Origin of the sequence: Sanguibacter gelidistatuariae, from assembly GCF_900096585.1 — a bacterium.
GTDB classification, from domain to species: Bacteria; Actinomycetota; Actinomycetes; order Actinomycetales; family Cellulomonadaceae; genus Sanguibacter; species Sanguibacter gelidistatuariae.
The window spans coordinates 397,943-421,481 of the sequence record NZ_FMYH01000001.1; the positions used below are offsets into that span (position 1 = coordinate 397,943).

At 70.1% G+C, this 23,539-nt stretch carries 23 protein-coding genes and 1 tRNA gene; 10 read left to right on the forward strand and 14 right to left on the reverse strand.

What is annotated here, in order from left to right; all coding sequences use genetic code 11:
- The 7 genes from BLQ50_RS01770 to BLQ50_RS01800 all read right to left on the reverse strand — a co-directional run bounded on the left by BLQ50_RS01770 (position 1) and on the right by BLQ50_RS01800 (position 6,652).
- Complete coding sequence (locus tag BLQ50_RS01770; RefSeq protein WP_093180747.1) at positions 1 to 546, reverse strand: low molecular weight protein-tyrosine-phosphatase; 546 nt, start codon at positions 544 to 546, stop codon at positions 1 to 3.
- Positions 547 to 846: 300 nt separating this feature from the next.
- Positions 847 to 1,614 carry an ABC transporter ATP-binding protein gene (locus tag BLQ50_RS01775; RefSeq protein ID WP_093180749.1) on the reverse strand — a complete coding sequence of 256 codons (768 nt, stop codon included), beginning with the start codon at positions 1,612 to 1,614 and terminating at the stop codon, positions 847 to 849.
- Positions 1,611 to 2,519, reverse strand: coding sequence for an ABC transporter permease (locus BLQ50_RS01780; RefSeq protein WP_217629069.1), 909 nt, complete (start codon positions 2,517 to 2,519; stop codon positions 1,611 to 1,613). Before BLQ50_RS01780 ends, BLQ50_RS01775 begins: the two co-directional genes overlap by 4 nt.
- On the reverse strand, positions 2,516 to 3,559 hold the full coding sequence (locus BLQ50_RS01785; protein WP_093180750.1) for an ABC transporter substrate-binding protein: 1,044 nt from the start codon (positions 3,557 to 3,559) through the stop codon (positions 2,516 to 2,518). Before BLQ50_RS01785 ends, BLQ50_RS01780 begins: the two co-directional genes overlap by 4 nt.
- A complete protein-coding gene (locus BLQ50_RS01790) occupies positions 3,556 to 3,936 on the reverse strand; it encodes a 4Fe-4S dicluster domain-containing protein (protein ID WP_093180752.1) in 381 nt (126 codons plus the stop codon). Before BLQ50_RS01790 ends, BLQ50_RS01785 begins: the two co-directional genes overlap by 4 nt.
- Positions 3,933 to 5,690: an FAD-binding protein gene (locus tag BLQ50_RS01795; protein WP_093180754.1), complete on the reverse strand. Its 1,758-nt coding sequence runs from the start codon at positions 5,688 to 5,690 to the stop codon at positions 3,933 to 3,935. The genes BLQ50_RS01790 and BLQ50_RS01795 overlap by 4 nt, the downstream gene beginning before the upstream one ends.
- 380 nt (positions 5,691 to 6,070) lie before the next feature.
- Complete coding sequence (locus BLQ50_RS01800; RefSeq protein ID WP_245700890.1) at positions 6,071 to 6,652, reverse strand: LacI family DNA-binding transcriptional regulator; 582 nt, start codon at positions 6,650 to 6,652, stop codon at positions 6,071 to 6,073.
- Here BLQ50_RS01800 and BLQ50_RS18915 point away from each other — a divergent pair.
- Positions 6,560 to 7,168, forward strand: coding sequence for a glycoside hydrolase family 6 protein (locus BLQ50_RS18915; protein ID WP_245700829.1), 609 nt, complete (start codon positions 6,560 to 6,562; stop codon positions 7,166 to 7,168). The genes BLQ50_RS01800 and BLQ50_RS18915 overlap by 93 nt on opposite strands.
- A gap of 97 nt (positions 7,169 to 7,265) precedes the next feature.
- Here BLQ50_RS18915 and BLQ50_RS01810 read toward each other — a convergent pair whose 3' ends face one another.
- Positions 7,266 to 8,180: a LysR family transcriptional regulator gene (locus BLQ50_RS01810; RefSeq protein ID WP_093180759.1), complete on the reverse strand. Its 915-nt coding sequence runs from the start codon at positions 8,178 to 8,180 to the stop codon at positions 7,266 to 7,268.
- A 138-nt stretch (positions 8,181 to 8,318) separates the two neighbouring features.
- On the opposite strand from BLQ50_RS01810, the gene BLQ50_RS01815 reads away from it, so the two are divergent.
- Positions 8,319 to 8,729: a CBU_0592 family membrane protein gene (locus tag BLQ50_RS01815; protein WP_093180760.1), complete on the forward strand. Its 411-nt coding sequence runs from the start codon at positions 8,319 to 8,321 to the stop codon at positions 8,727 to 8,729.
- The gene (locus tag BLQ50_RS01820) at positions 8,730 to 9,794 is read left to right on the forward strand and encodes an LLM class flavin-dependent oxidoreductase (protein WP_093180762.1); all 1,065 of its coding nucleotides are present in this window, start codon (positions 8,730 to 8,732) and stop codon (positions 9,792 to 9,794) included. It abuts the gene before it with no gap.
- A gap of 66 nt (positions 9,795 to 9,860) precedes the next feature.
- On the opposite strand, the gene BLQ50_RS01825 is transcribed toward BLQ50_RS01820, so the two are convergent.
- Both BLQ50_RS01825 and BLQ50_RS01830 read right to left on the reverse strand, forming a co-directional pair.
- Positions 9,861 to 11,129 carry an MFS transporter gene (locus BLQ50_RS01825; protein ID WP_093180763.1) on the reverse strand — a complete coding sequence of 423 codons (1,269 nt, stop codon included), beginning with the start codon at positions 11,127 to 11,129 and terminating at the stop codon, positions 9,861 to 9,863.
- A gap of 294 nt (positions 11,130 to 11,423) precedes the next feature.
- Positions 11,424 to 11,506, reverse strand: a tRNA-Leu gene (locus tag BLQ50_RS01830).
- Between the two features lie 183 nt (positions 11,507 to 11,689).
- On the opposite strand from BLQ50_RS01830, the gene BLQ50_RS01835 reads away from it, so the two are divergent.
- Genes BLQ50_RS01835 through pknB form a run of 7 tightly spaced genes read left to right on the forward strand, consistent with a single transcriptional unit; the run spans position 11,690 to position 21,099 of the window.
- Positions 11,690 to 12,406: an FHA domain-containing protein gene (locus BLQ50_RS01835; protein ID WP_093180765.1), complete on the forward strand. Its 717-nt coding sequence runs from the start codon at positions 11,690 to 11,692 to the stop codon at positions 12,404 to 12,406.
- A gap of 10 nt (positions 12,407 to 12,416) precedes the next feature.
- Positions 12,417 to 12,926, forward strand: coding sequence for an FHA domain-containing protein FhaB/FipA (locus BLQ50_RS01840; RefSeq protein WP_093180766.1), 510 nt, complete (start codon positions 12,417 to 12,419; stop codon positions 12,924 to 12,926).
- A gap of 2 nt (positions 12,927 to 12,928) precedes the next feature.
- Positions 12,929 to 14,344 (forward strand): PP2C family protein-serine/threonine phosphatase, encoded by a 1,416-nt coding sequence (locus tag BLQ50_RS01845; protein ID WP_093180768.1) that lies wholly within the window; start codon positions 12,929 to 12,931, stop codon positions 14,342 to 14,344.
- The gene (locus BLQ50_RS01850) at positions 14,344 to 15,849 is read left to right on the forward strand and encodes an FtsW/RodA/SpoVE family cell cycle protein (RefSeq protein WP_093180769.1); all 1,506 of its coding nucleotides are present in this window, start codon (positions 14,344 to 14,346) and stop codon (positions 15,847 to 15,849) included. The genes BLQ50_RS01845 and BLQ50_RS01850 overlap by 1 nt, the downstream gene beginning before the upstream one ends.
- Positions 15,846 to 17,315, forward strand: a complete 1,470-nt coding sequence (locus BLQ50_RS01855) for a peptidoglycan D,D-transpeptidase FtsI family protein (RefSeq protein WP_093180771.1) — start codon at positions 15,846 to 15,848, stop codon at positions 17,313 to 17,315. The genes BLQ50_RS01850 and BLQ50_RS01855 overlap by 4 nt, the downstream gene beginning before the upstream one ends.
- Entirely contained in the window at positions 17,312 to 19,036 is a 1,725-nt protein-coding gene (locus BLQ50_RS19165) for a serine/threonine-protein kinase (RefSeq protein WP_093180773.1), read from the forward strand. Before BLQ50_RS01855 ends, BLQ50_RS19165 begins: the two co-directional genes overlap by 4 nt.
- Positions 19,036 to 21,099: a Stk1 family PASTA domain-containing Ser/Thr kinase gene (gene pknB / locus BLQ50_RS01865; RefSeq protein WP_093180774.1), complete on the forward strand. Its 2,064-nt coding sequence runs from the start codon at positions 19,036 to 19,038 to the stop codon at positions 21,097 to 21,099. Before BLQ50_RS19165 ends, pknB begins: the two co-directional genes overlap by 1 nt.
- 116 nt (positions 21,100 to 21,215) lie before the next feature.
- Here the strand turns inward: pknB and BLQ50_RS01870 are convergent, their stop codons facing one another.
- Genes BLQ50_RS01870 through BLQ50_RS01880 form a run of 4 tightly spaced genes read right to left on the reverse strand, consistent with a single transcriptional unit; the run spans position 21,216 to position 23,516 of the window.
- A complete protein-coding gene (locus BLQ50_RS01870) occupies positions 21,216 to 21,851 on the reverse strand; it encodes an aminodeoxychorismate/anthranilate synthase component II (protein WP_093181619.1) in 636 nt (211 codons plus the stop codon).
- 5 nt (positions 21,852 to 21,856) lie between these two features.
- Positions 21,857 to 22,012 carry a hypothetical protein gene (locus tag BLQ50_RS18505; RefSeq protein WP_175558982.1) on the reverse strand — a complete coding sequence of 52 codons (156 nt, stop codon included), beginning with the start codon at positions 22,010 to 22,012 and terminating at the stop codon, positions 21,857 to 21,859.
- Positions 22,012 to 22,767: a class E sortase gene (locus BLQ50_RS01875; RefSeq protein ID WP_093180776.1), complete on the reverse strand. Its 756-nt coding sequence runs from the start codon at positions 22,765 to 22,767 to the stop codon at positions 22,012 to 22,014. Before BLQ50_RS01875 ends, BLQ50_RS18505 begins: the two co-directional genes overlap by 1 nt.
- Positions 22,764 to 23,516: a DUF881 domain-containing protein gene (locus BLQ50_RS01880; RefSeq protein WP_093180777.1), complete on the reverse strand. Its 753-nt coding sequence runs from the start codon at positions 23,514 to 23,516 to the stop codon at positions 22,764 to 22,766. Before BLQ50_RS01880 ends, BLQ50_RS01875 begins: the two co-directional genes overlap by 4 nt.
- Positions 23,517 to 23,539 lie beyond the last annotated feature (23 nt).

Sequence of the window (23,539 nt, forward strand, 5' to 3'; positions counted from 1 at the left end):
CTACGCCTCCTCGGACGTGGGTTCGCCCAGCCGGGCCCGCGTCCACTCCACGATTCCGTCTGCCGCGGCCTCGATCTGGCTCAGGCACTCCTGGAAGTCGGTCAGGTCCCCGTACCAGGGGTCCTCGACGTCGAGGAGGCTCTCCTGGGAGGAGTCCTTGGTGCGGGGCGCGCCCGGGTCGAAGGTGCGGAACATGACGATGTCCGCGGCGGCGTCGGGCAGGCCGTGGCGGAGGGCGAGGCGGCGCAGCTCGGCGGCGTGCGCGGCGGTCATCGGCAGCACGAGGTCCCGCTCGACGAGGTCCTCGGGGCGGACCCGGCGGGCGCTGTGCCCCTCGAGCGCGGCGTCGGAGTACCCGGCCGCCGCCAGCACCTCCCGGGCCCGGCGGTCGATCGGCCGGCCCTGCTCCTCGGAGCTGATCCCGGTCGAGTCGACGACGACGCGGTCGCCGAAGCCCGCGGCCTCGAGCCGTTCCCGCAGGACGACCTCAGCCATGGGCGAGCGGCAGATGTTGCCCGTGCAGACCGTCATGATGCGCAGCGTCATGCCCCCATGATGCCCGAGACGCCCCTTCGACAGTGCATCGACGAACAGTGAGACCCCGAGCGGAAAACTGCGCCGGAAAATACCTTGAGCCCTAGACCTGTCAGGCGTAACGTCGCTGGAACCAGACGAAAGGAGGTGGTCCACAACATGATTTTTCCTAGGACACATGAGGTGGCGTCCCGCTAGTCGCCGTCAGGCGAGGGACGCTGCCGAAGCCCGTGGGAGCCGCGAGTTCGTCCGCCGCGGCAGGTGGGGAGACTCACCAGCCCACGGGCTTTTTCATGCTCACCCGCCCATCACCTACGCCGCCGACCCGATCGCCTCCTCCACCCCGAGCTCGAGGAGCAGCTGACGGCGCAGGTCGCCGAAGCCGGGAACCCCGCGTCGGCGGGGCTTGGCGAAGGGCACGACGTGCTCGACCCCGACCTTGCCCTCCTGCAGCACGACGATGCGGTCCGCGAGCAGGATCGCCTCGTCGACGTCGTGGGTCACCAGCAGGACCGCCGGGCGGTGCTGGGCCCGCAGGTCCGCCACGAGGGCCTGCATCTTGATCCGGGTGAGCGCGTCCAGGGCCGCGAAGGGCTCGTCGAGGAGCAGCAGCTCCGGCTCGCGGACCAGCGCCCTGGCCAGGGCGACGCGCTGCGCCTCACCGCCGGAGAGCGTCGTCGGCCAGGCGCGTTCGCGCCCACCCAGGCCCACCTCGCTCAGTGCGGCGGCCGCGGCCGCGCGGACCGCGCGGGTGCGCGGCTGACCGAGGGTGACGTTGGCCCCCACCCGTTTGGCCGAGATGAGCCGCGGCTCCTGGTAGACGACGGTCCGTCGCCGCGGGGTCAGGACGGTCCCGGAGTCGGTCGGCTCGAGGCCGGCGAGGATCCTCAGGAACGTCGTCTTGCCGCTGCCGCTCGCACCGAGCAGGGCCACGAACTCCCCCGGGGCGATGTCCAGGGTGAAGCCGTCGAGGATCGTCCGGTCGCCGAAGGTCTTGGTCACGGACTCGACGTGGACGGCGAGGCGACCGGTGGGACGAGCCTCGGTCGAGGCCTGCTGGACCTGTGCAGAGGGGGTCATGATCGCTTCCTGGAGTACTTGTAGGGCAGGAGCGCGCGCTCGAGGAGACGCACGAGGAGGTCGACGCCGAGGCCCCAGATCGCGTAGATCATGATGCAGAGGACGAGGACGTCGGTCTGGAAGTACTGCTGCGCGGAGGTCATGAGGAACCCGAGGCCGCGCGGCGCGTTGGACTGCTCGGCGACGATGAGCGCGAGCAGCGAGACCGACAGGGACACCCGCAGGCCCACGAGGATCGACGGGATGGCCTCGGGCAGGATGACGTGCCGGATGAGCCCGAGCCCGCGCAACCCGAACGTTCCGGCCGCCTCGAGGATCTTCTTGTCGACGTTGCGCACCCCGGAGTGGGCGTTGAGGTAGAGCGGGAACAGCGCGGCCGCGGCGATGATGATGATCTTGGGCAGCTCGTCGATGCCGAACCAGAGGATCAACAGCGGCGCGATGGCCAGGAACGGGATGGTGCGCAGCATCTGCAGGGTCGGGTCGAGCAGCTGGTCGCCGAGGCGGAACAGCCCGGCGAGGATCCCGAGGCTGAGGCCGAGGGTGCCGCCGATCGCGAAACCGACGGCCACCCGGGTCAGCGACACGGAGGCGTTGTCCCACAGGACGCCGTTCTCGGACAGGGTCCGGAAGGCGGTCCACACCGACTGCGGGGACGGGAAGACCAAGGGGTCGATCGCGCCGCTAGCCGAGCCGTACCACCAGGCCGCGAACAGCACGAGGGGTACGGAGGCACGCAGCACGGTGGCGACCCAGGTCGCCTGGTTGGGCACCCGCCGCACGGCGGGCGGGACGAGCCCCTCCGTGCCCGACGCCGGACCGGCCACCGCGCCACGAAGGCCGGCCTGGTCGGTGGTCTGGTTGGTGGTCTGGTTGGTAGCCGGCAGAGCAGTCTGCGCGGTCACTGGACGACCCAGCTGTTGATGTCGAAGGCCTCCGGGACGGTGCCCTGCTCCACGAGGAAGTCGAGCGTGGAGCCGATCGTCGCGAGTCCGTCCGGGTCGATCGCCTGGGTGCCATAGGCCCACAGCTCCGCGTCGTTGATGATGTCGACCGGTGACCCGGTCGCGTCCGAGAGCCACTGGGCGTAGGCGTCGGTGTCCTCGAGGATCTTGGCGCTGCCGGCCTCGGTCACCGCCCACACCGCCGCGGCCAGCTCGCTGTTGGCATCGAGGGTCGCGCGGGACGTGAGAACGACGGACGTCGCGAGCAGGTCGGGGTCGTCCACGCTCGCCTTGGACAGGACGGGGAAGTCGTTGATCGCGCGCCAGATTCCCGCGGTCGTGGCGGGCACCGGGACCGCGTCGATGTCTCCGCGCTGCAGGGCGGGCAGCGCGTCGGCGAAGAGGAGGTTGATGTACTCGACGGAGTCCGCGACCCCGTGGCGGGCGAGCACCGCGCGGCCGTACTTGTCGAAGTTCGAGCCGAACTGGAGGCCGATCTTCTTGCCGGCGAGCTCCTCGATGGTCTTGACCCCGCCGGTCTTGGTGAGGAACCAGATGTCCGAGCTCGGCTTGGCCACGACGAGGGCGGGCACGTCGATCCCGGAGCCCTTGGCCTGGGTCGCCGGGGTGTCCCCGATGAAGCCGAGCTGGATGTCACCGGTCTGCAGCGCCTTGACGACGGGCGGGCCGTTGTTGAAGCCGACGAACTTGTCGTAGGTGAAGCCGTGGTCGGCGAGGATCGGCTCGGCGATCCCGGTCGCTACGGCGTAGCCGAAGGCACCGGTGAGCACGGGCTCCTTGCCTGCCGAGCCGCTCCACGGGCCTCCCGCTACAAGCGGTGTCAGCGCCGCCGCGCCGCCGGCCGGCGTGGCGGCCTCGCTCGCGTCCGAGGAGGAGGAGCAGGCGGCGAGGGAGGCGACCAGCCCTGCGACGGCAAACGCGACGCCGAGTCGGCGCAGCGGGGAGGTGCGGTGGGAGGTGGGGTGGGAGGTGCGGCTCATGATGTGCTCCTGTGAAGGGTCTCCACCGTGCGGTGGTAGTCGATGGTCGAGGACGGCAGTGGTGCGGTAGGCGGAGCGGGAGAGATGACCGGCGTCGTGCGCCAGCCGACCCGCTCCCGATAGAGGCCAAGCTGCCCGGCGGCGAGGAGAGCGTCCTCGTCCCGCAGCGGGGAGTCGGGCCGCAGCGGTATCCGTGACGGGGCCACGAAGATCGCGTCGGCCGGGCAGTAGGCCTCGCACTGGAAGCAGGTCTGGCAGTCGGAGTGCCGAGCGATGACCGGCACCCCGCCCTCGACCGCGTCGAACACGTTGGTGGGGCAGATGCGGACGCAGATGTCGCACTCGGTGCAGCGGTCGGCGTTGAGTATCTCGATCACGAAGAAGCTCCCGTCAGCTCGGGGACCGGCAGGGGGCCAGTCACCGGGAGCTCCGGGTCGACCTCGACCCAGACCTCGTCGAGGCCGCCGGTGAGCAGGCGGTGCGTCTGGTGGGGGTCCTGCTCGGGGAAGTCGGTGCGGGTGTGCATCCCGCGGCTCTCGGTCCGCGCGAGCGCCGCCCGGGTGGCCCACCTGCCCATCGCGAGCATCGCGGCGGCTTCCCGGGTGCGGATCTCGGCGGCGCCCTGACCGGCAAGGGTCTCGTGGGCGCCCGACCATGCCCGGTCGAGCACCGCGAGGGTGCCGGTCAGGCTGGCTTCGTTACGGAAGGCGGACTTGGTGATCGGGAGGAGCTCGGCCTGGGTGCTCTCGACCACCGCGCGCCAGTCGCGCTCATCACTGCCGCGACCGGCGTCGGAGTGCAGGCCGATCGCGGCGGTGCGAGCGAGGGCGCCCGGTGCCAGGCCGTGCCTGTGCCGGGTCGCTCGTCCATCGTCAGCAGCGAGGCCGTCGCCGTCGACGCCCGCACCTCGGGCGAAGCGCGCGGCGGAGGTGCCCGACCACGTGCCCGAGGCGATCGCCCAGGCGAGGTTGGGGCCGCCGGCACCCGTCGCGGCGCCGACGATGCGGTCGCGGGCGGCGACGTCCCCGGCTGCGTACAGGCCGGGGACGCCGACGGTTCCGCTGCGGTCGAGCACGTGCAGCCCACCGGTCCCGCGCACGGTTCCCTCGTTGACCCAGTCGATCGGGAAGCGCTCGGTGAACGGGTTCACTCCGAGCTTGTCGGTGACCATGAAGAAGTTGGGCATGGCGGCGCGCAGCTGCGGCCACAGGTCCTCGGTGAACTGCGTGAACTGGGCGGTGATGGTTCCCCGGGTCGATGCGGCGAGCAGCTCTGACCGGCTCACGTGCAGGTCGGCGTACTCGATCGGGGCACCCGTGTGATCCCAGTAGGAGGCGTGGACGAAGAACCCGTTCTTGTCCATGCTCGTGCCGAAAGGGACCATCCCGTAGAAGTTCGAGAACTCCATGCTCGACAGGTGCGCTCCGACCTCGGCACCCATGAGGTGCCCGTCACCGGTGTTGACGTCCCCGCCGAGGGAGTGGCTCTTCCACGTGGTGCCGCCCGTGGCGAGCACGACGGCGCCGGCGCCGATCGCCCACGCCCGCCCGACCTGGCGCTGGTAGCCCCGGGCGCCGGAGACGACCCCGGCGGAGTCGACGAGCAGCTCGAGGGCGGGGCTGTGGTCGAGGATGACCACCCCGGACCTCTTGACCTTCCCGCGCAAGAACCGCAGGTAGTCGGGAGCGGGGCCGTTGAAGGCTCGGTCGGCCGGGCCGGTGCCGAACAACCGGTTGGCGCCGCGGAGTCCGCGTCGCTCCCAGCCCCAGCCAGGCAGCTCGGCGGTGCGGTGCCAGGCAACGTCGAGCGCGGCGTCGGTCCACGTGCGGTCGGTGATGAACGCGCCGGCCCGCTCGCGGCGTCCGATCTCCTCGTTGCGGCGCTCCGTGTCGGGGGCGACGAGCCAGTGACCGACGCCCGAGGTCGCCGCGACACCGCTCGACCCGCAGTGCCCCTTGTCGACGAGCACGACGGAGGCTCCGGACTCGGCCGCGGCGATCGCCGACCAGGTCGCGGCGGGTCCGCCACCGATGACGAGGACGTCGGTGAGCAGCTCGAGGGGGGTGGTGAGGTCGGCGGAGTCTGTGAGGATGACGGGCTTTGGGGCACGAGGGGGCCGCACGGTGGTCATGGGTGTCCTTCGGTTCTGCACGTGGGGGCGCGGCAGGATGACGGGAGGGCGGTGCGCACGGGCGGTGCGGCTAATACGGTGGCATCGAGCCAGCTCGCGGGATCGGCTCAGGCGCGGCAGTCGTCAGAGATGCCCGCGCGGGAGACGAGAAGGCTGGTCGCCGGGGAGACCCGGGCGTGGGGCGGGATCAGGCCCGACAGCACCGTGCGCGCAGGCAGCTCCGCATATCGCTCACCAAGGCGGCGAGGGGCGTTGCTGGCGTCTGCGGGCTCATAGGTCAAAGGTCCCACAGCGTCCGAGGCGTGGCCATCCCCGTCTCGCTCATCGGGAGAATGTTTCGCCAGGTGTCACCACGTGAACGGGAGAGGGCTCACGTGGCGTCAGGTCGAGAGGAGGGCCGCGGGCGCAGAGCCACGCACCACCAGACGTGTGGGCAGGATGATCGGACTCGGATTCTCACCTTCCATCAGACGGATCAGCATCGTCGCCATCTCATGACCGAGAGCACGGATCGGTTGGCTCATCGTCGTCAGTGATGGTTCCGTCTGCTGAGCGATGGCGAGGTCGTCGAAACCGACAAGTGCCACGTCGTCGGGGATGCGACGTCCGTGGGCCTTCAGTGCGCGGAGGGCGCCGGCCGCCATGTTGTCCGAGCCGACGAAGACAGCGTCCAGATCGGGGTGTACCGCGAGGAGTCTGGTCATCGCGCGAGCGCCACCTTCAGGGCTGAAGTCCGCCTGTTCGACCCAGTCCGAACGCAGTCCGGCCATCGCCTTCGCATCCCCGAAACCGTGGTGCCGTGCGACGGACGCTTCCAGGTCCATAGGTCCGGTGATCGTCGCGACACGTCTGCGTCCAGAGCTCAGTAGGTGCTCGGTAGCACGGCGCGCTCCTCCTCGGTTGTCCGCGTCGACGCCGGCGGCATCGCAAGTCGACCCGCGATCGTCATCCTGGAGCCGGATGCCCTCGGCGACTACAACTGCATGAGCGCATCGCAGATAGCCGACCGGCAGAACATGTTGACCAATGCCATCACCCAGCTCAACGCGCAGGCACCGAACACCTGGACATACCTTGACGCGGGCAATCCCGGCTGGGTCTCTGCCTCGACCATGGCGCAACGGCTCCACGCAGCTGGCCTCAAAGGCGCTCATGGCTTCTCCGTGAACGTCTCGAACTACTACAGCACAGCCGACAACACGACCTACGGGAACGCCGTCAACGCAGAGCTCAAGACGCGCTACGGCTACACGAAGCCGTTCGTGATCGACACGAGCAGGAACGGCAAGGGCACGACCGACTGGTGCAACCCTGGCGGCCAGAAGATCGGCACCACGAGCCGGACCAGCACAGGCGCGGAGATGCTGCTCTGGATCAAGACGCCCGGCGAGTCCGACGGCAACTGCGGCGTCGGAGGCGGTTCCACGGCAGGTGAGTTCCTGCCAGAAGTGGCCTACAAGATGATCTACGGCTACTAGCCTCAGGCCTTCCCGACGGACGCACTCGTGCTGTTCTGGTCCGCCGCCGCGCCTGGCAACCCCTTCCACGACCGGAGGGGTTGCCAGGCGCCCGCGGTCACCCGATGTACCCCAGGTCTAGCAGGGTGACCTGCTCGAGCAGGGCGTCGATGACCGCCCGAACCGCCGGCGTCGGCTCGTGACGGTTGCCCCGGTGGCGCGCGGCGATGTGGCGCATGCCCAGCCCGGCGATCGGGACGACGTCGACCCCGCGCAGGTCGGCACCCTCCAGGGCAAGCGCCGGGAGCAGTGCCACACCCTGCCCGGCCGCCACGAGCGCGATGGCCACCTCGTAGGAGTAGTAGCTGTGCAGGGTCTCCCGGGTGGGCCGGGCGACATCGACCACCCGGGCGAGGGCGCGAGCGGCGGCTGTGGACTTCACCGCGCCGATCCAGGTGACGTCCTTGAGGTCTTGCAGGCTGGTGGGGGCGGCCATGGACGCGGGGACGGCCACCCTCCACGGCTCGTCGAGCAGCGGCACCTCGCGGAAGCCCCGCGGGACGGGCCGCTCTGCGGACGAGTCGTGCTCGACGATCGCCACGTCGAACTCACCGCTGCGCAGCCCTCGGGTCGACTCCTCGGTCTCGACCTCGTGGACCGTGATCTCGATGCCCGGGGCCGTGACAGCCAGCTCGGCGAGCATCGGCGCGACGACGCTGCGGGTGATGGTCTGGAAGGCGCCGATCGCCACCCGGCCGCTGACGTCCGGGCCGATCGTCGCGATCTGCTTGCGCGCCTCGACGAGCTCGGACTCGATGCGCTCGGCCGCCTCAGCGAGCATCAGCCCGACGGCGGTCAGCGTCACCCCGCGCGGGCCCCGGTTGAGGACCTCGACGCCTTCCTCCGCCTCGAGCTTGGCGATCTGCTGAGAGATCGCCGACGGCGTCAGGTGCAGCAGGTCGGCGGCCGCAACCACTCCGCCAGCCCTGTGGACGGCAAGGAGAACGCCAAGCCTTTTCGCGTCAAGAACCATGTAGCAATGCTACATGGGGATTGGAGAATGATTCGATTGTGCTAAACGGCTTTTCCGGTCACCATTGAGGTGTCGCAGGGATCCGACGTCGGTGGCTCGGCTCGGTTCCTCACCCCACCCATCCTCCAGGAGACAGCTATGTCCACCGCCGTCCAGCTCGCAGTCACCCTCGCCGGATGGACCGGTGCCCTGTCCACCGTGTTCGCCTACGGGATGGTTACGGCGAAGCGGATCAGCCCGGACTCCCTCGTCTTCCAGGGGCTGAACATCGTCGGTGCCTTCCTGCTCTCGATCAGCGCGTCGACCTACGGCGCCTGGCCCTCGGCCGTGGTCAACGTCATCTGGGTGGCCATCGGCGTCTTCGCGCTGCGCGCCATCTGGCTGCACCGGACCCGCATGAGCGTGCCGCTGATCGACGGCGTCTCGGCCCACGAGGCCGCGCCCAAGCCGGTAGCCTGCGACGCCACCCCCGACCACGCCCAGAGTCACGACGCGGCGAGTCACACCACCCAGAGGAATAGCGCGCAGCGCACCCCCGTTGCAGCCTGAGTGAGCACCGAACCGAACGCGCCCGTCACCGCCCTGTCCGTCCTTGACCTCATCCCCGTCCGCAGCGACCAGACGTCGTCGCAGGCGCTGCGCGCGAGCACCCGCCTCGCCCAGGCAGCCGACGAGCTGGGCTTCCGGCGCTACTGGGTGGCCGAGCACCACAACATGCCGGCGGTGGCCTCGACCAACCCGGCCGTGCTCATCGCCCTGCTGGCCTCCGCGACCCGGCAGATCACGGTCGGCTCCGGCGGCGTCATGCTGCCCAACCACGCTCCCCTCGTGATCGCCGAGCAGTTCGCGCTGCTCGAGGCGGCGTTCCCGGGCCGTGTGGACCTCGGGCTGGGCCGCGCTCCCGGCTCCGACCCGGTCACCAGCCACATGCTGCGCTCGGGCTCCGCGCGCGGGGGCGACGGCGTCGACTCCTTCCCCGACGACGTGCGCGACGTCGTCGACCTCATGTCCCCCGGCGGGCTGACCCTCGACCTGCGCGGGCGGACGTACCCGCTCTCCGCGACGCCGCGCGCCACGAGCGTGCCCGACGTCTGGCTGCTCGGCTCCTCGATGTACTCGGCCCAGCTCGCCGCGGCCCTCGGCCTCCCCTATGTCTTCGCCCACCACTTCGCAGGCCAGGGCACGGCCGAGGCGATGGCGACCTACCGCAGCACCTACCGGCCGTCGGAGGCCTACCCCGCCCCGAAGACCTTCGCGATCATCAACACCGTCGTCGCCGAGAGCGCCGAGGAGGCCGAGCGGCGCGCCCTGCCCTATACGCGGTCGATGATCCGCCTGCGCACCGGCGGGGAGATGGGCCCGGTCGAGCTCATCGAAGACGCTGAGGCCGCGGGCCTCGCCCCCGAGCACGCAGGGCTGGCCCAGCAGATCCGCTCCACCTGGGCGGTCGGCACGCCCGACGTCGCTGCTCGCCAGGTCCGCGCCCTCGCCGAGCTCGTGGGCACCGACGAGGTCATGCTCTCCCCCGTGGGCTCCGCCCACGTCGGCGAGAACCCCGAGACAGCCACGACCCGCGAGGACACGCTCCGGCTGCTCGCCGCCGAGCTGCTCTGACACCGACCGTACACGCAGACGGACCGCTCCCCCACATGGGGAGCGGTCCGTCTCTTGTTGGCCTCGCTAGTCCTGCGGGCGTGCCCGACGATCGGGCCGTCCAGCGAGCAACGGCGCGAGCGCCACGCCGAGGACCCCGGCGGCTACCCCCACCCCGAAGGCCAGCCGCAGCCCCGCGCCGTCGGCGATCATGCCGACGACCGGCGGCCCGGCGAAGCACCCGAAGCGCATGAACCAGCTGACGAAGGCGACCCCGGTGCCAGGCGCCAGCCCCGAGATCTCGTCCGCGGTCGTCGTCGCGAGCGGGATCATCACCGCAGCGCCGAACCCGGCCAGTGCGAAGCCGACGTACGCCATCGTCAGCGTGGGCCAGGCCATCGTCGCGCCGATCCCGATCACGACGAGGACCGACCCGAGCGCCGCCACAGCCCGCGGGCCGAACTGGTCCACCGCGCGGTCGGCGACGAACCGGCCGATCAGCAGCGCGGTCATCATCGCCAGGAACGCACTCCCGGCGAGGGCCACCGGCGCGCCGAGGTCGTCGACCACGTAGACCGCACCCCAGGAGTTGCCGAGGTCCTCGACCATCGCACCGATGGTCGCGATCGCGCCCAGCCCGACGAGCCGCCCCAGCACCCGAGGCCGCCGCCAGAGCGCCACATCCCCGCCCGACGCCGCGCCCGCACCCAGATCACCCTCTCCGCCGTCCGACGCCTCCAGCTCGACCTCGCTGCGGTCCGAACCGGGAAGCATGAGGGGCGCCACGAGCAGCGCGGCCACCACGACGACCACCGCGACGAGCGGCAGGTGGACGGTCAGCGGCAGCCCGGCAGCGGCCGCGAGAGACCCGGTGATCCCGCCCGCGACCGCCCCCACGCACCACACGCCGTGCAGGGCGTTGATGATCGAGCGGCCGTAGATCCGCTGTACCCGCAGGCCGTGGGCGTTGTCCCCGACATCGACGAGGGCGTCGAACACCCCTGTGACGAACATGAGCGCGACGAGCGCCCCCCACGATCCGGCGAAGCCGACCCCACTGAACACGACCGCCATCGTCATGGCCCCGGTCAGCGCGACCCGGCGTGATCCCCAGCGCGCGATCGCCCGCCCGGCGAAGAGCCCGCCGACGAGGGCGCCCAGCGGCGCTCCGGCGATCGCGGTGCCGAGCCCGGCCTTGGTGAGGTCGAGGGCGGACATGAGCTCGGGGTAGCGCGGGAGGAGGTTGGCGTAGATGAAGCCGTTGAGCGCAAACAAGACAGAGACGGCGAGGCGGGCCCGCCGGGCTTGGCGGGTCGGGCGGGTCGGGGCGACATCAAGGAGAGGACCGGAGAGCATCGGCCCAGCCTAGGCCGAATTCCAACGATGTAAACGTTCGATCCGGCGCGCCGAACTCGTGAATGACCCGGGTTCCCAGGCGAAAACTTGGCCTAGCTCACGAGCTCGGCGAACGGCTCACGAGCTCGGCGGACGTCCCACCTCGGGGGCAGGACGTCGCAAAGGTCCCCAAGCCGCCAACCCCTCACCAACCCCACACAGCACGCGGCGGCATACCCCCGGACGCACGAAAGGCCCCGATCGAGTTTCCTCGATCGGGGCCTTTCAACACAACGACCCAACTTGCGGGTCTTGTGCGTGAGGGGGGACTTGAACCCCCACGCCCTTACGGGCACTGGCACCTGAAGCCAGCGCGTCTGCCATTCCGCCACTCACGCGCGACGTTGAACTTTACCACGCCTACGCTGCGCTTCTGTCCTCTGCTCCACCGATACCGTGATGTCTATACGATGGGGCAAGAGCTACTGCGAGTCGCGACCATCAACTCGGAAGCGACTGTAGTAATCATAGATGCGGTACGCGGTTGAACAAACCACGCTGGTCAGACGGGAGGAGGTGCCATGGGAGTCCTTGATCGCTTCGAGAAGAGTGTCGAGCGCGCGGTGAACAACACCTTCGCCCGGGTGTTCCGCAGCGAGCTCAAGCCCGTCGAGATGGCCAGCGCCCTGCGGCGCGAGGTCGACGACCGAGCCGCCGCCGTCGACCGCGACCGGACCGTGGTGCCCAACGAGTTCACCATCTCCCTCTCCGTGGACGACTTCGCCCAGGTCGAGGGATGGGGCGCGGAGGCCCTCGCCGACGAGCTCGCCACCAACGTCACCCAGTACGCCGGCACCCAGCACTACGCATTCGTCGGCCCGGTCACGGTGACCTTCGAAGAGGTCGAGGGGCTCGAGGTCGGCCGCTTCGACATCCGGTCCTCGACCGCGCGCGGCGCGGTCGCCCCGGCCACCTCGGCCGCACCCAGCTCACGCCACCCGCTCGTCGACATCGACGGCCAGCGCTACCTGCTCACCGGACCCGTCACGGTGATCGGGCGCGGGGCCGAGGCGGACATCGTCGTCGACGATCCCGGCGTATCGCGCCGCCACCTCGAGATCCGGGTCACCCCTGACGGTGTCGTGGCCACTGACATGGGATCGACCAACGGCCTCTTCGTCGAGGGTCATCAGGTCCCGGCCGCGACCCTGCTCGACGGCAACTCCCTCACCATCGGACGAACCAGGATCATGTTCTGGACCGGCGTCGCAGACGACTCTGCAAACGGGGATTGGTGACCTCCCCCGCATGAGCGAACTGACGATGACCCTGCTGCGGCTGGGCTACCTGGTGCTGCTGTGGGTCTTCGTCTATTCCGTCGTGCGCGTGCTGCGCCGCGACCTCTACGGGACCCGTATCACCTCCCGCAAGGGCGGGGGGCGGGAGAAGCCGGCCCCGGCCAACGGTCCCGCGGCCCCTCGCACTGGCGCACCCGGCGCGCGCACCGCCCCCGCTCCCTCCCGGACCCGCCCGACCCGGCTGGTCGTCTCCGAAGGACCGCTGCGCGGGACGACCCTCCCGCTGTCGACGTCGGCGATCCTCATCGGCCGCGCTCCTAGCTGTACCCTCGTGCTCGACGACGACTATTCCTCCTCCCGTCATGCCAGGATCTTCCCGTCCGGCGACCAGTGGATCCTTGAGGATCTGGGGTCGACCAACGGCACGTTCATCGGAGCGCAACGAGTGACCACGCCTACCCCGCTCGTCCCCGGAGTCCAGGTACGTATCGGGCAGAGCGTCGTCGAGCTGCAGAGGTAGTCATGACCATCGCACTGCGGTATGCCGCACGCTCCGACGTCGGGCTCGTCAGGTCCAACAACCAGGATTCCGCCTATGCCGGTCCCCACCTGCTGCTCGTCGCGGACGGGATGGGCGGCCACGCCGGCGGCGACATCGCCTCCTCGCTCACGGTCGCGTCCCTCGCTCCCCTCGACGGTGAGGCCTTCGGCTCGGGGGAGATCCTCGAGCGGCTCGAGCGAGCGATCGAGACCGCCCGACTCGAGCTGGTGCGCCGGGCCCGCGAGGACTCCGAGCTCAGCGGCATGGGCACGACCGTCACCGCGTTGCTCCGCTCCGGGAACAAGCTGGCGATGGCCCACATGGGCGACTCCCGGGCCTACGTGCTCCGCGCCGGCGTGCTGACCCAGGTCACCAAGGACCACACCTTCGTCCAGCACCTCGTCGACACGGGCAAGATCACCGCCGAGGAGGCCGAGCACCACCCCCAGCGGTCCGTGGTCATGCGGGTCCTGGGCGACTTCGACCTCGATCTCAACCCCGACCTGTCCGTACGCGAGGCTCGCCCCGGTGATCGGTGGCTGCTCTGCTCGGACGGCCTGAGCGGCTTTGTCAGCCTGGCCACCCTCGAACGCACCCTCTCCGAGGTCGCCGACGTCGACGCGTGCGCCGAGCGGCTCGTCCAGCTCGCCCTGCGTGCCGGCGGCTCCGACAACATCACGTGCATCGTCGCCGACGTCCTCGACCTCGATGACCTGCCCGACGGCGCAGGCCCGCACTCCGGCATCCAGGTCGTCGGCTCGGTGGCCGCGAGCCGGGACGACCCCACGGTGGCCGCCGACGGACCGGCCGCCCGCGCCGCCGCGCTGCTCGCCGAGGCTCGCGCGACGGTCGGCGCCCTCGCGGCTCCCGGCGCGCGCACCGTGACGGTCGCCGTCGACGAGCCACCCCTCATCACCGCTCCCTCCACTGATGACGCGGCCGACGCGGCCGACGCCGAGGGCGACGTTCCCCTCGCGGCCCGCGACCGGCGTCGGGCAGCCAAGGAGGCCAAGCGGTCCGCCAAGGCCGGCAACAACAGCTCGATCACCGCCCCGGGCCTGGAGGAAGACTCCTCCGGGCACCGGTGGGTGTGGACGCTCGTGACGATCCTGGTCCTGGCGGCCCTGCTCGCCACAGGCGGGTTCTTCGCCTACCGCTGGACCCAGACGCAGTACTACGTCGGCGTCGAGAACGGTCAGGTCGCCATCTTCCGCGGGATCGCGCAGAGCGTCGGTCCCGTCGAGCTGTCCTCCGTCGTGGAGACCTCCGACCTGAGCACCGACGAGCTCGACACCTTCGTGACGGGCCAGCTCGACCGGACGATCCGCGCCACCTCTCTCGACGACGCACGGGCCAGGGTCGCCAACCTCGTCGCAGACGCAGGTGGCACCTCCTGATGGCAACGGTCGAGCCCGGCCGGGTTCGCAGCGGTCGGGCCAGCGAGCTTGGCCTTCTCGTCCTGGCCCTCACCCTCGGCGTGGGCGCGTACGCCCTGGTCGGCTTGGGCATGGAGGGGAGCCTCCCGGGGAACTTCTACGTGCTGACCTTCGGCATGGCCGCGCTCGGCTTCGGGCTGCACTTCGTCGTGCGGTGGCGCGCCCCCTACGCCGACCCGGTGCTCGTGCCGATCGCCGTCGGGCTCAACGGGCTCGGCCTGGCGATGATCTACCGGCTCGACCTCGCGAGCCAGCAGCTCAAGGGCGACGACCCGGGGCTGGCGACCCGTCAGCTCGGGTGGACCGCGCTGGGCATCATCGCCGCGGGGATCGTAGTCTGGGTCCTGCGCGACCACCGCACCCTGCGCCGGTACACCTACACCGCGATGATCGTCGGCCTCGTTCTTGTCCTGCTGCCGCTCGTCCCGGGCCTGGGAAAGCAGATCAACGGCGCCCGGATCTGGGTCGGGCTGGGCCCGTTCTCCCTCCAGCCGGCCGAGTTCGCAAAGATCGCCTTCGCGGTGTTCTTCGCCGGGTACCTGGTCACCAACCGGGACACGCTCACCCTCGCTGGGCGTAAAGTCCTTGGCCTGCAGCTGCCCCGGGTGCGTGATCTCGGGCCGATCATCGTCGTCTGGATCGCCTCGATCGCCGTGCTCGTCCTCGAGCGTGACCTCGGCACGTCGCTGCTGTTCTTCGGCCTGTTCGTGGCGATGCTCTACATCGCGACCGAGCGGATCAGCTGGGTGGTCATCGGTCTGACGCTCTTCGCCGCGGGGGCAGTCGCAGCCGCCACGTCCTTCGCGCATGTCCAGGGCCGCTTCAACGCTTGGCTCAACGCCTTCGACCCGGAGGTCTTCAACGCGCGGTTCGGCGGGTCCGGCCAGCTCGTGCGGGGCATGTTCGGCATGGCCAACGGCGGGCTGATGGGGACCGGCTGGGGCGAGGGACGCCCCGACCTGGTGCCCTACGCCTTCTCCGACTTCATCTTCGCCTCCCTCGGTGAAGAGCTCGGCCTGACCGGGATCATCGCGCTCCTCGTCATGTACCTCGTGCTTGTCGAGCGCGGCATGCGGATCGCGATCGGCACCCGGGACGGCTTCGGCAAGCTCCTCGCCGGTGGCCTGGCCTTCGTTGTGGCGTGGCAGTGCTTCGTCGTCGTGGGCGGCGTCACCCGGGTCATCCCGCTCACCGGCCTGACCCTGCCGTTCCTCGCCTACGGCGGCTCCTCGCTGCTGGCCAACTGGATCATCGTGGCGCTGCTCCTGCGGATCAGCGACAACGCCCGCCGTCCCACGCCGCTGCCGCTGCGCGGCGCGCCCGCCCAGAGCCCGCCTGCCAGCTCAGCCGATGCTGTCATGCCCGACGACGCGGACTCGCTCCCCGAGGAGCACCTCACCCCCGGCGTCAGCCCCGGCGTCAGCCCCGGCGATGCCACCGAGATCATCAGGGCGGTAGACCAGTGAACGTCCCACTTCGCCGGGTCGCGATGGTCATGCTCGCGATGTTCCTCGTCCTCATGGTCTCCAGCACCTGGATCCAGTTCGTCACCGCTCCCCAGCTCAACGCAGACCCGCGCAACGTGCGCACCCTGTACCGAGAGTTCGGGACGAACCGCGGACCGATCCTCGTGGCCGGGGAACCGGTCGCCGAGTCCGTCCCGGTCGAGGACGCCTACGGCTATCAGCGGGTCTACCCCCAGGGTGAGCTCTACGCCGCCGTGACCGGGTACTACTCCGTCATCTACGGCCGGACCGGGATCGAGCGCTATGCCAACGAGTACCTCAACGGCAGCTCGAACTCGCTGTGGTGGAACCGCCTGCAGAACCTCATCTCGGGCGTGGACCCGCAGGGGTCGGCCGTCGAGCTGACGATCGACCCGGCCGCGCAGCAGGCCGCCTGGGACGCCCTGGGTGACCAGCGCGGCGCGGTCGTCGCGCTCAACCCCAAGACGGGGGAGATCCTCGCGATGGTGTCCAAGCCCAGCTTCGACCCCAACACCCTGGCCTCCCACGCCATCAGCGAGGTCAAAGCCACCTACCAGGCGCTCAACGCCGCCGAGGGCGCCCCACTGATCAACAAGACCATCGCGGGGAACCTCTACCCGCCCGGGTCGACCTTCAAGCTCGTGACCGCGGCGACCGCCCTCGAAGCCGGGACCGTGACCCCCGAGACCGAGATCCCGGCGCCCGACCAGCTCCAGCTGCCGTTGTCGTCCTCCACGCTCAACAACTTCGGTGGGGCGTCCTGCTCGCCGACTCAGGCCATGACGCTCGCCGACGCGCTGCGGATCTCCTGCAACACCGCCTTCGCCCAGCTGGGCATCGACGTCGGCGCGCCCGCCCTCGGGGCGCAGGCGGACGCCTTCGGCTTCGGAGAGAAGCTGTCGATCCCGATGCCGGTCACCCCGAGCTCCTTCCCCATCGAGATCGACGGCAAGCCGCTGGACGGCGCGCAGACCGCCCTCTCGGCCATCGGGCAGCTCGACGTCCGGGTCACCCCGCTGCAGGTCGCGCTCGTCTCCGCCGCGATCGCCAACGACGGCAAGCTGATGACCCCGTACCTCATCAAGCAGGTGCGCACCCCGGACCTGTCCGTCGCGTTCTCAGCCGACCCATCCGTCCTGTCCACGCCGATCGACACGCAGACCGCGCACGACCTGCGAGACATGATGATCGGCGTCGTGCAGTCCGGGACCGGGACGTCCGCGCAGATCTCCGGCGTCCAGGTGGCCGGCAAGTCCGGGACCGCGGAGACCGTCAAGGGCGCCGCCCCGCACGCCTGGTTCACCGCCTTCGCCCCCGCGAACGATCCTCAGGTGGTCGTCGCGGTCATCCTCGAGAACGGCGGCGACGCCGGCAGCGAGGCCACCGGTGGCCGGGTCGCCGCACCCATCGCCCGCGCAGTCATGGAAGCGGTGATCAACAAGTGAAGCCCGCAGCAGGGATGGCTCTCGGCGGTCGCTACCGCCTCGTCCGACTGATCGCCGTCGGCGGTATGGGTGAGGTCTGGGTCGCGCACGACGAGTCCCTCGCCCGAGACGTCGCCGTGAAGGTCCTCAAGGAGGAGTTCGCCGGCAACGCCGACTTCCTCGACCGCCTGCGCACCGAGGCCCGCAACAGCGCCGCACTGTCGCACTCCAACATCGCCCAGCTCTACGACTACGGAGAGCAGCAGGGATCGGGCTACCTCGTCATGGAGCTCGTCCAGGGCGAGCCCATGTCCGACCTCCTCGAGCGCGAACCGGTTCTGCCGGTCCTACGGCTGCTGTCGATCCTGTCGCAGACCGCCCGTGCGCTGCATGCCGCGCACGTCGCCGGCGTGGTGCACCGGGACGTCAAGCCCGGCAACATCCTGCTCGAGCGCAGCGGCGACGTGAAGATCACCGACTTCGGGGTGTCCCTGGCCGCCAACCAGGTGCCGATGACCGCCGCCGGCATGGTCATGGGCACCGCGCAGTACCTGTCCCCCGAGCAGGCGATCGGCAAGGCCGCCACCGGCGCCTCCGACATCTACGCCCTCGGGATCGTGGCCTACGAGTCGATCCTGGGGAACCGCCCGTTCACCGGGGCGACGCCGGTGGACATCGCCGTCGCACATGTCAACGAGTCCGTCCCACCGCTCCCGGCCACGATCCATGCCGGATTCGCCGACCTCATCATGCGGATGCTCGAGAAGGATCCGCTCGACCGTCCGCGCAGCGGCGCGATCCTGGCCCGCAACTTCGACCTGCTGGCCCAGGAGATCGCCGCCGACCCCTGGGGCAGCGGCCTGCGCCGGCGCAGCGACGACCCGCGGGCCGGACGGCACGGCAGCCGAGCGCCCCTGACCGGCAACGACGTCGACGCACTGACCGGCCCCGCCCCCCGACGGGCCCGACCTGCCCCCTCTGACGCAGCGAGCAATGTCCCCGACGGCGCTGCTCGGCGCGACGGCGTCCGGCAGGCCGACGAACCCTCGACAACGACCCGCGCAAGCGCCCGGATCGCCGCCGAGCGGGGGTCCACCGCTGGGCAGATCTCGACCCCCGGGCAGGGGTCGCTCGCCGAGGGCGAGGGACAGACCCGGGCCGGGCACCGCGCCGTCGGGCAGGCTGGTTGGCCTGTCGACATGCCCGGGATGACCGGGCCCGGCCTGCGTGACGAGGCGAGCATCGCCACCCCTGCATCGCCCCTGCGCGCCATCCCGCCGCGCGGGAGTGCGGGCCAGGCCCGTACCCGGTCGTCCGTGCACGGAGCCGGCCGCCCTGCCCCCGCTCGATCCGGTACGCAGCGGCCGCGCCAGGGGTCCCCGGCCCGGTCCCCCGACGGCGCCAGGCCGACAGAGAGGCCGGCCGTGAGGTCCACCTCGAGATCGCCGGCACAGGCCCGGCCTGTGCCCAAGCGGACCTCTACGACCACCGGTCTGCGGATCGGCAAGCTCGGCTGGCCGACCCTCGCGCTCATCCTCCTGGTGCTCATCGTCATCATCGCCACGATCGTCAAGGCGATCGGCGACGACAGTCCACCAGACTCCGCTCGGGCAGCCACTGCCCAAACCGGATCGCTTTCAGTACAATTCACCAGCGTGGCTGACTTGGATGCGATGATCGTCCAAGTGCCGGAGTCGAATCCCTCGATCCCGGCACCACCAACAACACTTAAGGACACGTAGTGGTTGACGAGACACCCCGCATTCTTGCGGGCCGTTACGAGGTCGGTGAGCTCATCGGCCGCGGTGGCATGGCCGAGGTTCATATTGGCCATGACAACCGTCTCGGTCGCACCGTGGCCATCAAGATCTTGCGCTCTGACCTGGCCCGGGACCCCTCCTTCCAGGCGCGTTTCCGCCGCGAGGCCCAGTCGGCCGCCGCGCTGAACCACCCTGCGATCGTCGCGGTCTACGACACCGGCGAGGACACGTTCACCGAGCCGAGCGGGGCGACCTCCCACGTCCCCTTCATCGTCATGGAGTACGTCGAGGGTCACACCGTGCGTGACATCCTCCGGGACGGCAACGCCGTGCCGATCGAGGAAGCCGTCGAGATCACCTCCGGGGTGCTGTCCGCGCTCGAGTACTCCCACCACGCCGGGATCGTGCACCGCGACATCAAGCCCGCGAACGTCATGCTGACGCCGACCGGCGCGATCAAGGTCATGGACTTCGGGATCGCCCGTGCCCTGGCCGACTCGGCTGCGACCATGACCCAGACGCAGGCCGTCATCGGGACCGCGCAGTACCTCTCCCCCGAGCAGGCTCGCGGCGAGAGCGTCGACGCCCGCAGCGACCTCTACTCGACCGGCTGCCTGCTCTTCGAGCTGCTCACCGGCCGGCCGCCGTTCACGGGCGACTCACCCGTCTCGGTCGCCTACCAGCACGTGCGCGAGGCCCCGGTCAGCCCGAGCAGCATCGCCTCCGACATCCCCGAGACCCTTGACCGGGTCACGCTCAAGGCCCTCGCCAAGGAGCGCACAGCCCGCTATGGCAGCGCAGCGGAGTTCCGCGCCGACCTCGAGGCCGCGATCCGTGGCGGCGTGCTCGCCGCGGCATCGTTGAGCACCGTGACGGCCGCAGCCGCCGCCCCCCTCGACCAGGAGAACCCCACCGAGGTGTTCAGCGCCGCGACAGGTGGCCCGGCCACCCAGGTGGCCCCCGCCTGGGCGCCGCTGGGTGCCGCAGCCGCGCAGTCCCCGCTGGCCACGATCGACGGCGACGACGAGGACGACAAGCCGCGTCACCGCGCACTGCTGTGGACGCTCATCACCATCGCGGTCGTGGCGGTGGCCGCGATCGCGACCATGCTGCTGCTCGGCAACGGGGACAAGAAGGACGACATCAGGTCGCTGACCGTCCCGACGCTGACCGGCATGACCGTCGACCAGGCCAAGGCTGAGCTCGTCAAGGATGGCTTCGACGAGAAGCTCATCAAGGTGAGCAACGAGAAGAGCACCGAGGTCGAGTCCGGGCTTTTCATCCGCAGCGAACCCGACGAGGGCTCCTCGATCAACTCCGACAAGACCATCGAGCTGTGGTTCTCGATCGGAGCCGACGCCGTCGCCATTCCGGACGTCGCCCGCCTGTCCCAGGAGCAGGCGATCCGCACGCTGACCGGCCTCGGCTTCGTGATGGACCCCACGGGCGTCACGTCCGAGTTCAGCACCGACGTCCCCGCCGATGCCGTCACCCGGACCGAGCCGAAGGCCGGAGAGGTCAAGCCCCCGGGCACCGTGATCAAGCTGTTCACCTCGAACGGTTTTGTCGACCTCCCCGACCTCACCGGTCTGACCTCGGAAGACGCACAGAAGGCGCTTGGCGACCTCAACCTCTCGGTCAATGTGCTCGAGGAGCCGTCCGAGGCCGCTCCGGGCACCATCGTCAGCCAGGACCCCGGCGCAGGCCGGGTCGCCCAACGATCTCGGGTGACCATCCACGTCGCCGTGCCGATCGTCGCCCAGACCGTGCCGATCCCCACCAACCTCGTGAACATGACCGAAGCTGATGCCCAGTCCGCCCTGGCGGCGTCCGGGCTTGTCGGGGTCATCCGAACGGGCGAACGGGCGAACACATCGCCCAAGGGTGTCGTCGAAGACACGAGCCCGCAGGGTTCCGTCCAGGTCGACATCGGCTCCACGGTCCTGCTCTTCGTCTCCGACGGTTCCAACGACCCGGCGAACAAGCCGACGACGGACCCGACCACCCCGGAAACCTCGAAGTCGGACAAGGGGAACAACCCCTGATCCACAGGGTGTGACCGACCGATCCAGATGAGAGGGGCCCCACCGGAATCCGGTGGGGCCCCTCGTCGTCGTGCGCGGCGTTTGCGGCGCTGGGAAACCGGGACTGCTGCTGGCTCCTAGCGCCGCACCAACGGCGCGAGGCCCTCGGCCCGAGCGACGGCGTCGTCGGACCCGCAGATCTCCAGCCAGTTGGCGAAGAGGCGGTGCCCGCCCTCGGTGAGAACCGACTCCGGGTGGAACTGGACTCCGTGCAGCGGGAGCGTGCGGTGCTGCAGGCCCATGATGATGCGTCCCTGGTCGGTCGCGACCTCCGCGGTGACGACGAGCTGATCGGGCACCGTGCCGGTGACGACGGCGAGGGAGTGGTACCGGGTCGCCGTGAACGGGTTCGCCAGGCCGGCGAACACGCCCTGGCCGTCGTGCTCGACGAGGCTCGTCTTGCCGTGCATGAGTTCGGGGGCGTGCGTGACGGTGGCTCCGAAGGCCTCTCCGAGGGCCTGATGGCCCAGGCACACCCCGAGCATCGGCAGGCCGGTCGCCGAGCAGTCTCGGATCACCTGCAGGCTCGCCCCCGCCTCGGCCGGCGTCCCCGGGCCGGGGGAGACCAGCACGCCATCGAAGCCGGCACGGTCGGCGAGGTCCGGGACGGCGTCGTTGCGCACGACGACGGTCTGGGCACCCAGCTGATTGAGGTAGCCCACAATCGTGTAGACGAAGGAGTCGTAGTTGTCTACGACGAGGATTCTCGTCACGTCATTCACCCCACGGTCTGGTCGTTGAACGGCATGTAGTCCGCGATCCTCGGGAAAACCCACTCGAAGCACGCGGCGACGACCGCAGCAGCGAGCAGGACGAGGAGGATCACCCGGAGCCATGCCGGGCCGGGAAGCGCACGCCACAGCAATGCGTACATTATTGTCCACCTTCCACCGGGGTGAGCAGCTCGGCAGGGGTTCCTGCGGAGACGGGCATCCAGTACTTGAACACCCCGTGGGTGATGAACCGCTGCCGCGCGGAGAACATCGGATGACAGCTGGTCAGGGTGATGTACCGCTCGGTGAGCTCGGGGATCTCCTCACCGGGCAGGAGTCCGGGTATCGGGGAGATCACCTCGACCTGGCTGGGCATGACGATGAGCGACTCGGTGGCTTCGTAGACGTACCAGGCGTCCTCGGTACGCACGACGATCGCGTCCCCCGGTTGCAGGTCGGCGATCTGGTTGAACGGCTTGGAGTAGGTCGTGCGGTGCGCCGCCAGGGAGAAGTTCCCCAGGTCGCCCGGCATGGCCGTCTCGGGATAGTGCCCGATGTTCCCGGTGTCCAAGATCGTGCGCTTGTCGACGCCGGAGGCGATGGGGACCTCATAGTCGGCCCCGAAGCGAGGCACGTAGAGACGGGCGAAGACGTCGCCCACGGGGACGGGACCGAGCACCGGCGGGTCCCCAGTGGGCAGGTCTGCGGCTGGCGCGACCGTCAGCGGCGGGGCGTCCCAGCCCTGGGCAACCAGGGTCGCCTCGCGTGCGCGGGCTGCGGTCACGTCCGTCCACCACAGCTGCCAGACGACGAAGAGGGCGAGCAGCACCCCCACCGTGATCATCAGCTCCCCGACGACCCCGGTGATCCGAAGGGCAAGGCTCTGGTGGGGTTTCGAGCGGCGGGACCGGGTCATGAATAGATATCCGTTCCGTCGGGGACGCGTGCGTGCTCGAGGGTGAGCACTCCGTCGTAGGCCGGCAGCGTGACGTCGTCAAGCTTGTGGACCTCGTACCCGAGGCCGACGGCATCCACGTACTCCTGGAACACCGTGACGGTGGGGGAGTCGTCGAGCGCCTTCTGGAGCGCCGCCGGGTCGCCGATGACCTCGACGACGTAGGGAGGGGAATAGACCCTGCCGTGCAGCGACAGGACATTCCCGACGCACCGGAAGGCGGTCAGCGTCGTGACCCGCTGGCCCTGCAGGGTCATCGCCTCGGCCCCACCCGCCCACAGCGCGTTGATCACGCCTTCCAGGTCCTGCTGGTGCACCACGAGGTCGTCAGCGACGATGTCCTCGGGCTGGGGCCGGTTCGCGGGAGCGTCCTGGAGGGAGACACGAAGTCCCGCTCCTGACACGCTCGTGAGCCCGGTCGCGACCCCCGAGCGCTCGGCCAGCTGGGGATCGAGCTCCCGGACACTCGTGGCCTGCGACAGGGTGAGGACGTCGACCGCGCTGCGCAGCCCCTCGACCTCGGTCTGAAGATCGTCACCGTGCCCGCTCGCCTGGCGGACCAGCTCGCCGAAGTTCTCCGGTTGACGGTTCTCCTCGCCCCCGGAAAGTCGGGCGTTCGCGGTGAACAGGAGCCCGGCGAGGATCAGGACAAAGGTCACCGAGAGCGTGGCGCGCAGTGGCCGTCGCGTGCCGCGTGACTGTTGTGCCATGTATCCAACCGTGTGATGGGTGT

Excerpts from the sequence above, each read along its gene's own strand:
- BLQ50_RS01835 (WP_093180765.1), top strand. The coding sequence starts at position 11,690 with ATGGGAGTCCTTGATCGCTTCGAGAAGAGTGTCGAGCGCGCGGTGAAC.
- BLQ50_RS01785 (WP_093180750.1), bottom strand. The coding sequence starts at position 3,559 with ATGAGCCGCACCTCCCACCCCACCTCCCACCGCACCTCCCCGCTGCGC.
- BLQ50_RS01880 (WP_093180777.1), bottom strand. The coding sequence starts at position 23,516 with ATGGCACAACAGTCACGCGGCACGCGACGGCCACTGCGCGCCACGCTC.
- BLQ50_RS01795 (WP_093180754.1), bottom strand. The coding sequence starts at position 5,690 with ATGACCACCGTGCGGCCCCCTCGTGCCCCAAAGCCCGTCATCCTCACA.
- BLQ50_RS01875 (WP_093180776.1), bottom strand. The coding sequence starts at position 22,767 with ATGACCCGGTCCCGCCGCTCGAAACCCCACCAGAGCCTTGCCCTTCGG.
- BLQ50_RS01845 (WP_093180768.1), top strand. The coding sequence starts at position 12,929 with ATGACCATCGCACTGCGGTATGCCGCACGCTCCGACGTCGGGCTCGTC.
- BLQ50_RS01810 (WP_093180759.1), bottom strand. The coding sequence starts at position 8,180 with ATGGTTCTTGACGCGAAAAGGCTTGGCGTTCTCCTTGCCGTCCACAGG.
- BLQ50_RS01825 (WP_093180763.1), bottom strand. The coding sequence starts at position 11,129 with ATGCTCTCCGGTCCTCTCCTTGATGTCGCCCCGACCCGCCCGACCCGC.
- BLQ50_RS01770 (WP_093180747.1), bottom strand. The coding sequence starts at position 546 with ATGACGCTGCGCATCATGACGGTCTGCACGGGCAACATCTGCCGCTCG.
- BLQ50_RS01840 (WP_093180766.1), top strand. The coding sequence starts at position 12,417 with ATGAGCGAACTGACGATGACCCTGCTGCGGCTGGGCTACCTGGTGCTG.
- BLQ50_RS01850 (WP_093180769.1), top strand. The coding sequence starts at position 14,344 with ATGGCAACGGTCGAGCCCGGCCGGGTTCGCAGCGGTCGGGCCAGCGAG.
- BLQ50_RS01815 (WP_093180760.1), top strand. The coding sequence starts at position 8,319 with ATGTCCACCGCCGTCCAGCTCGCAGTCACCCTCGCCGGATGGACCGGT.
- BLQ50_RS18505 (WP_175558982.1), bottom strand. The coding sequence starts at position 22,012 with ATGTACGCATTGCTGTGGCGTGCGCTTCCCGGCCCGGCATGGCTCCGG.
- BLQ50_RS01775 (WP_093180749.1), bottom strand. The coding sequence starts at position 1,614 with ATGACCCCCTCTGCACAGGTCCAGCAGGCCTCGACCGAGGCTCGTCCC.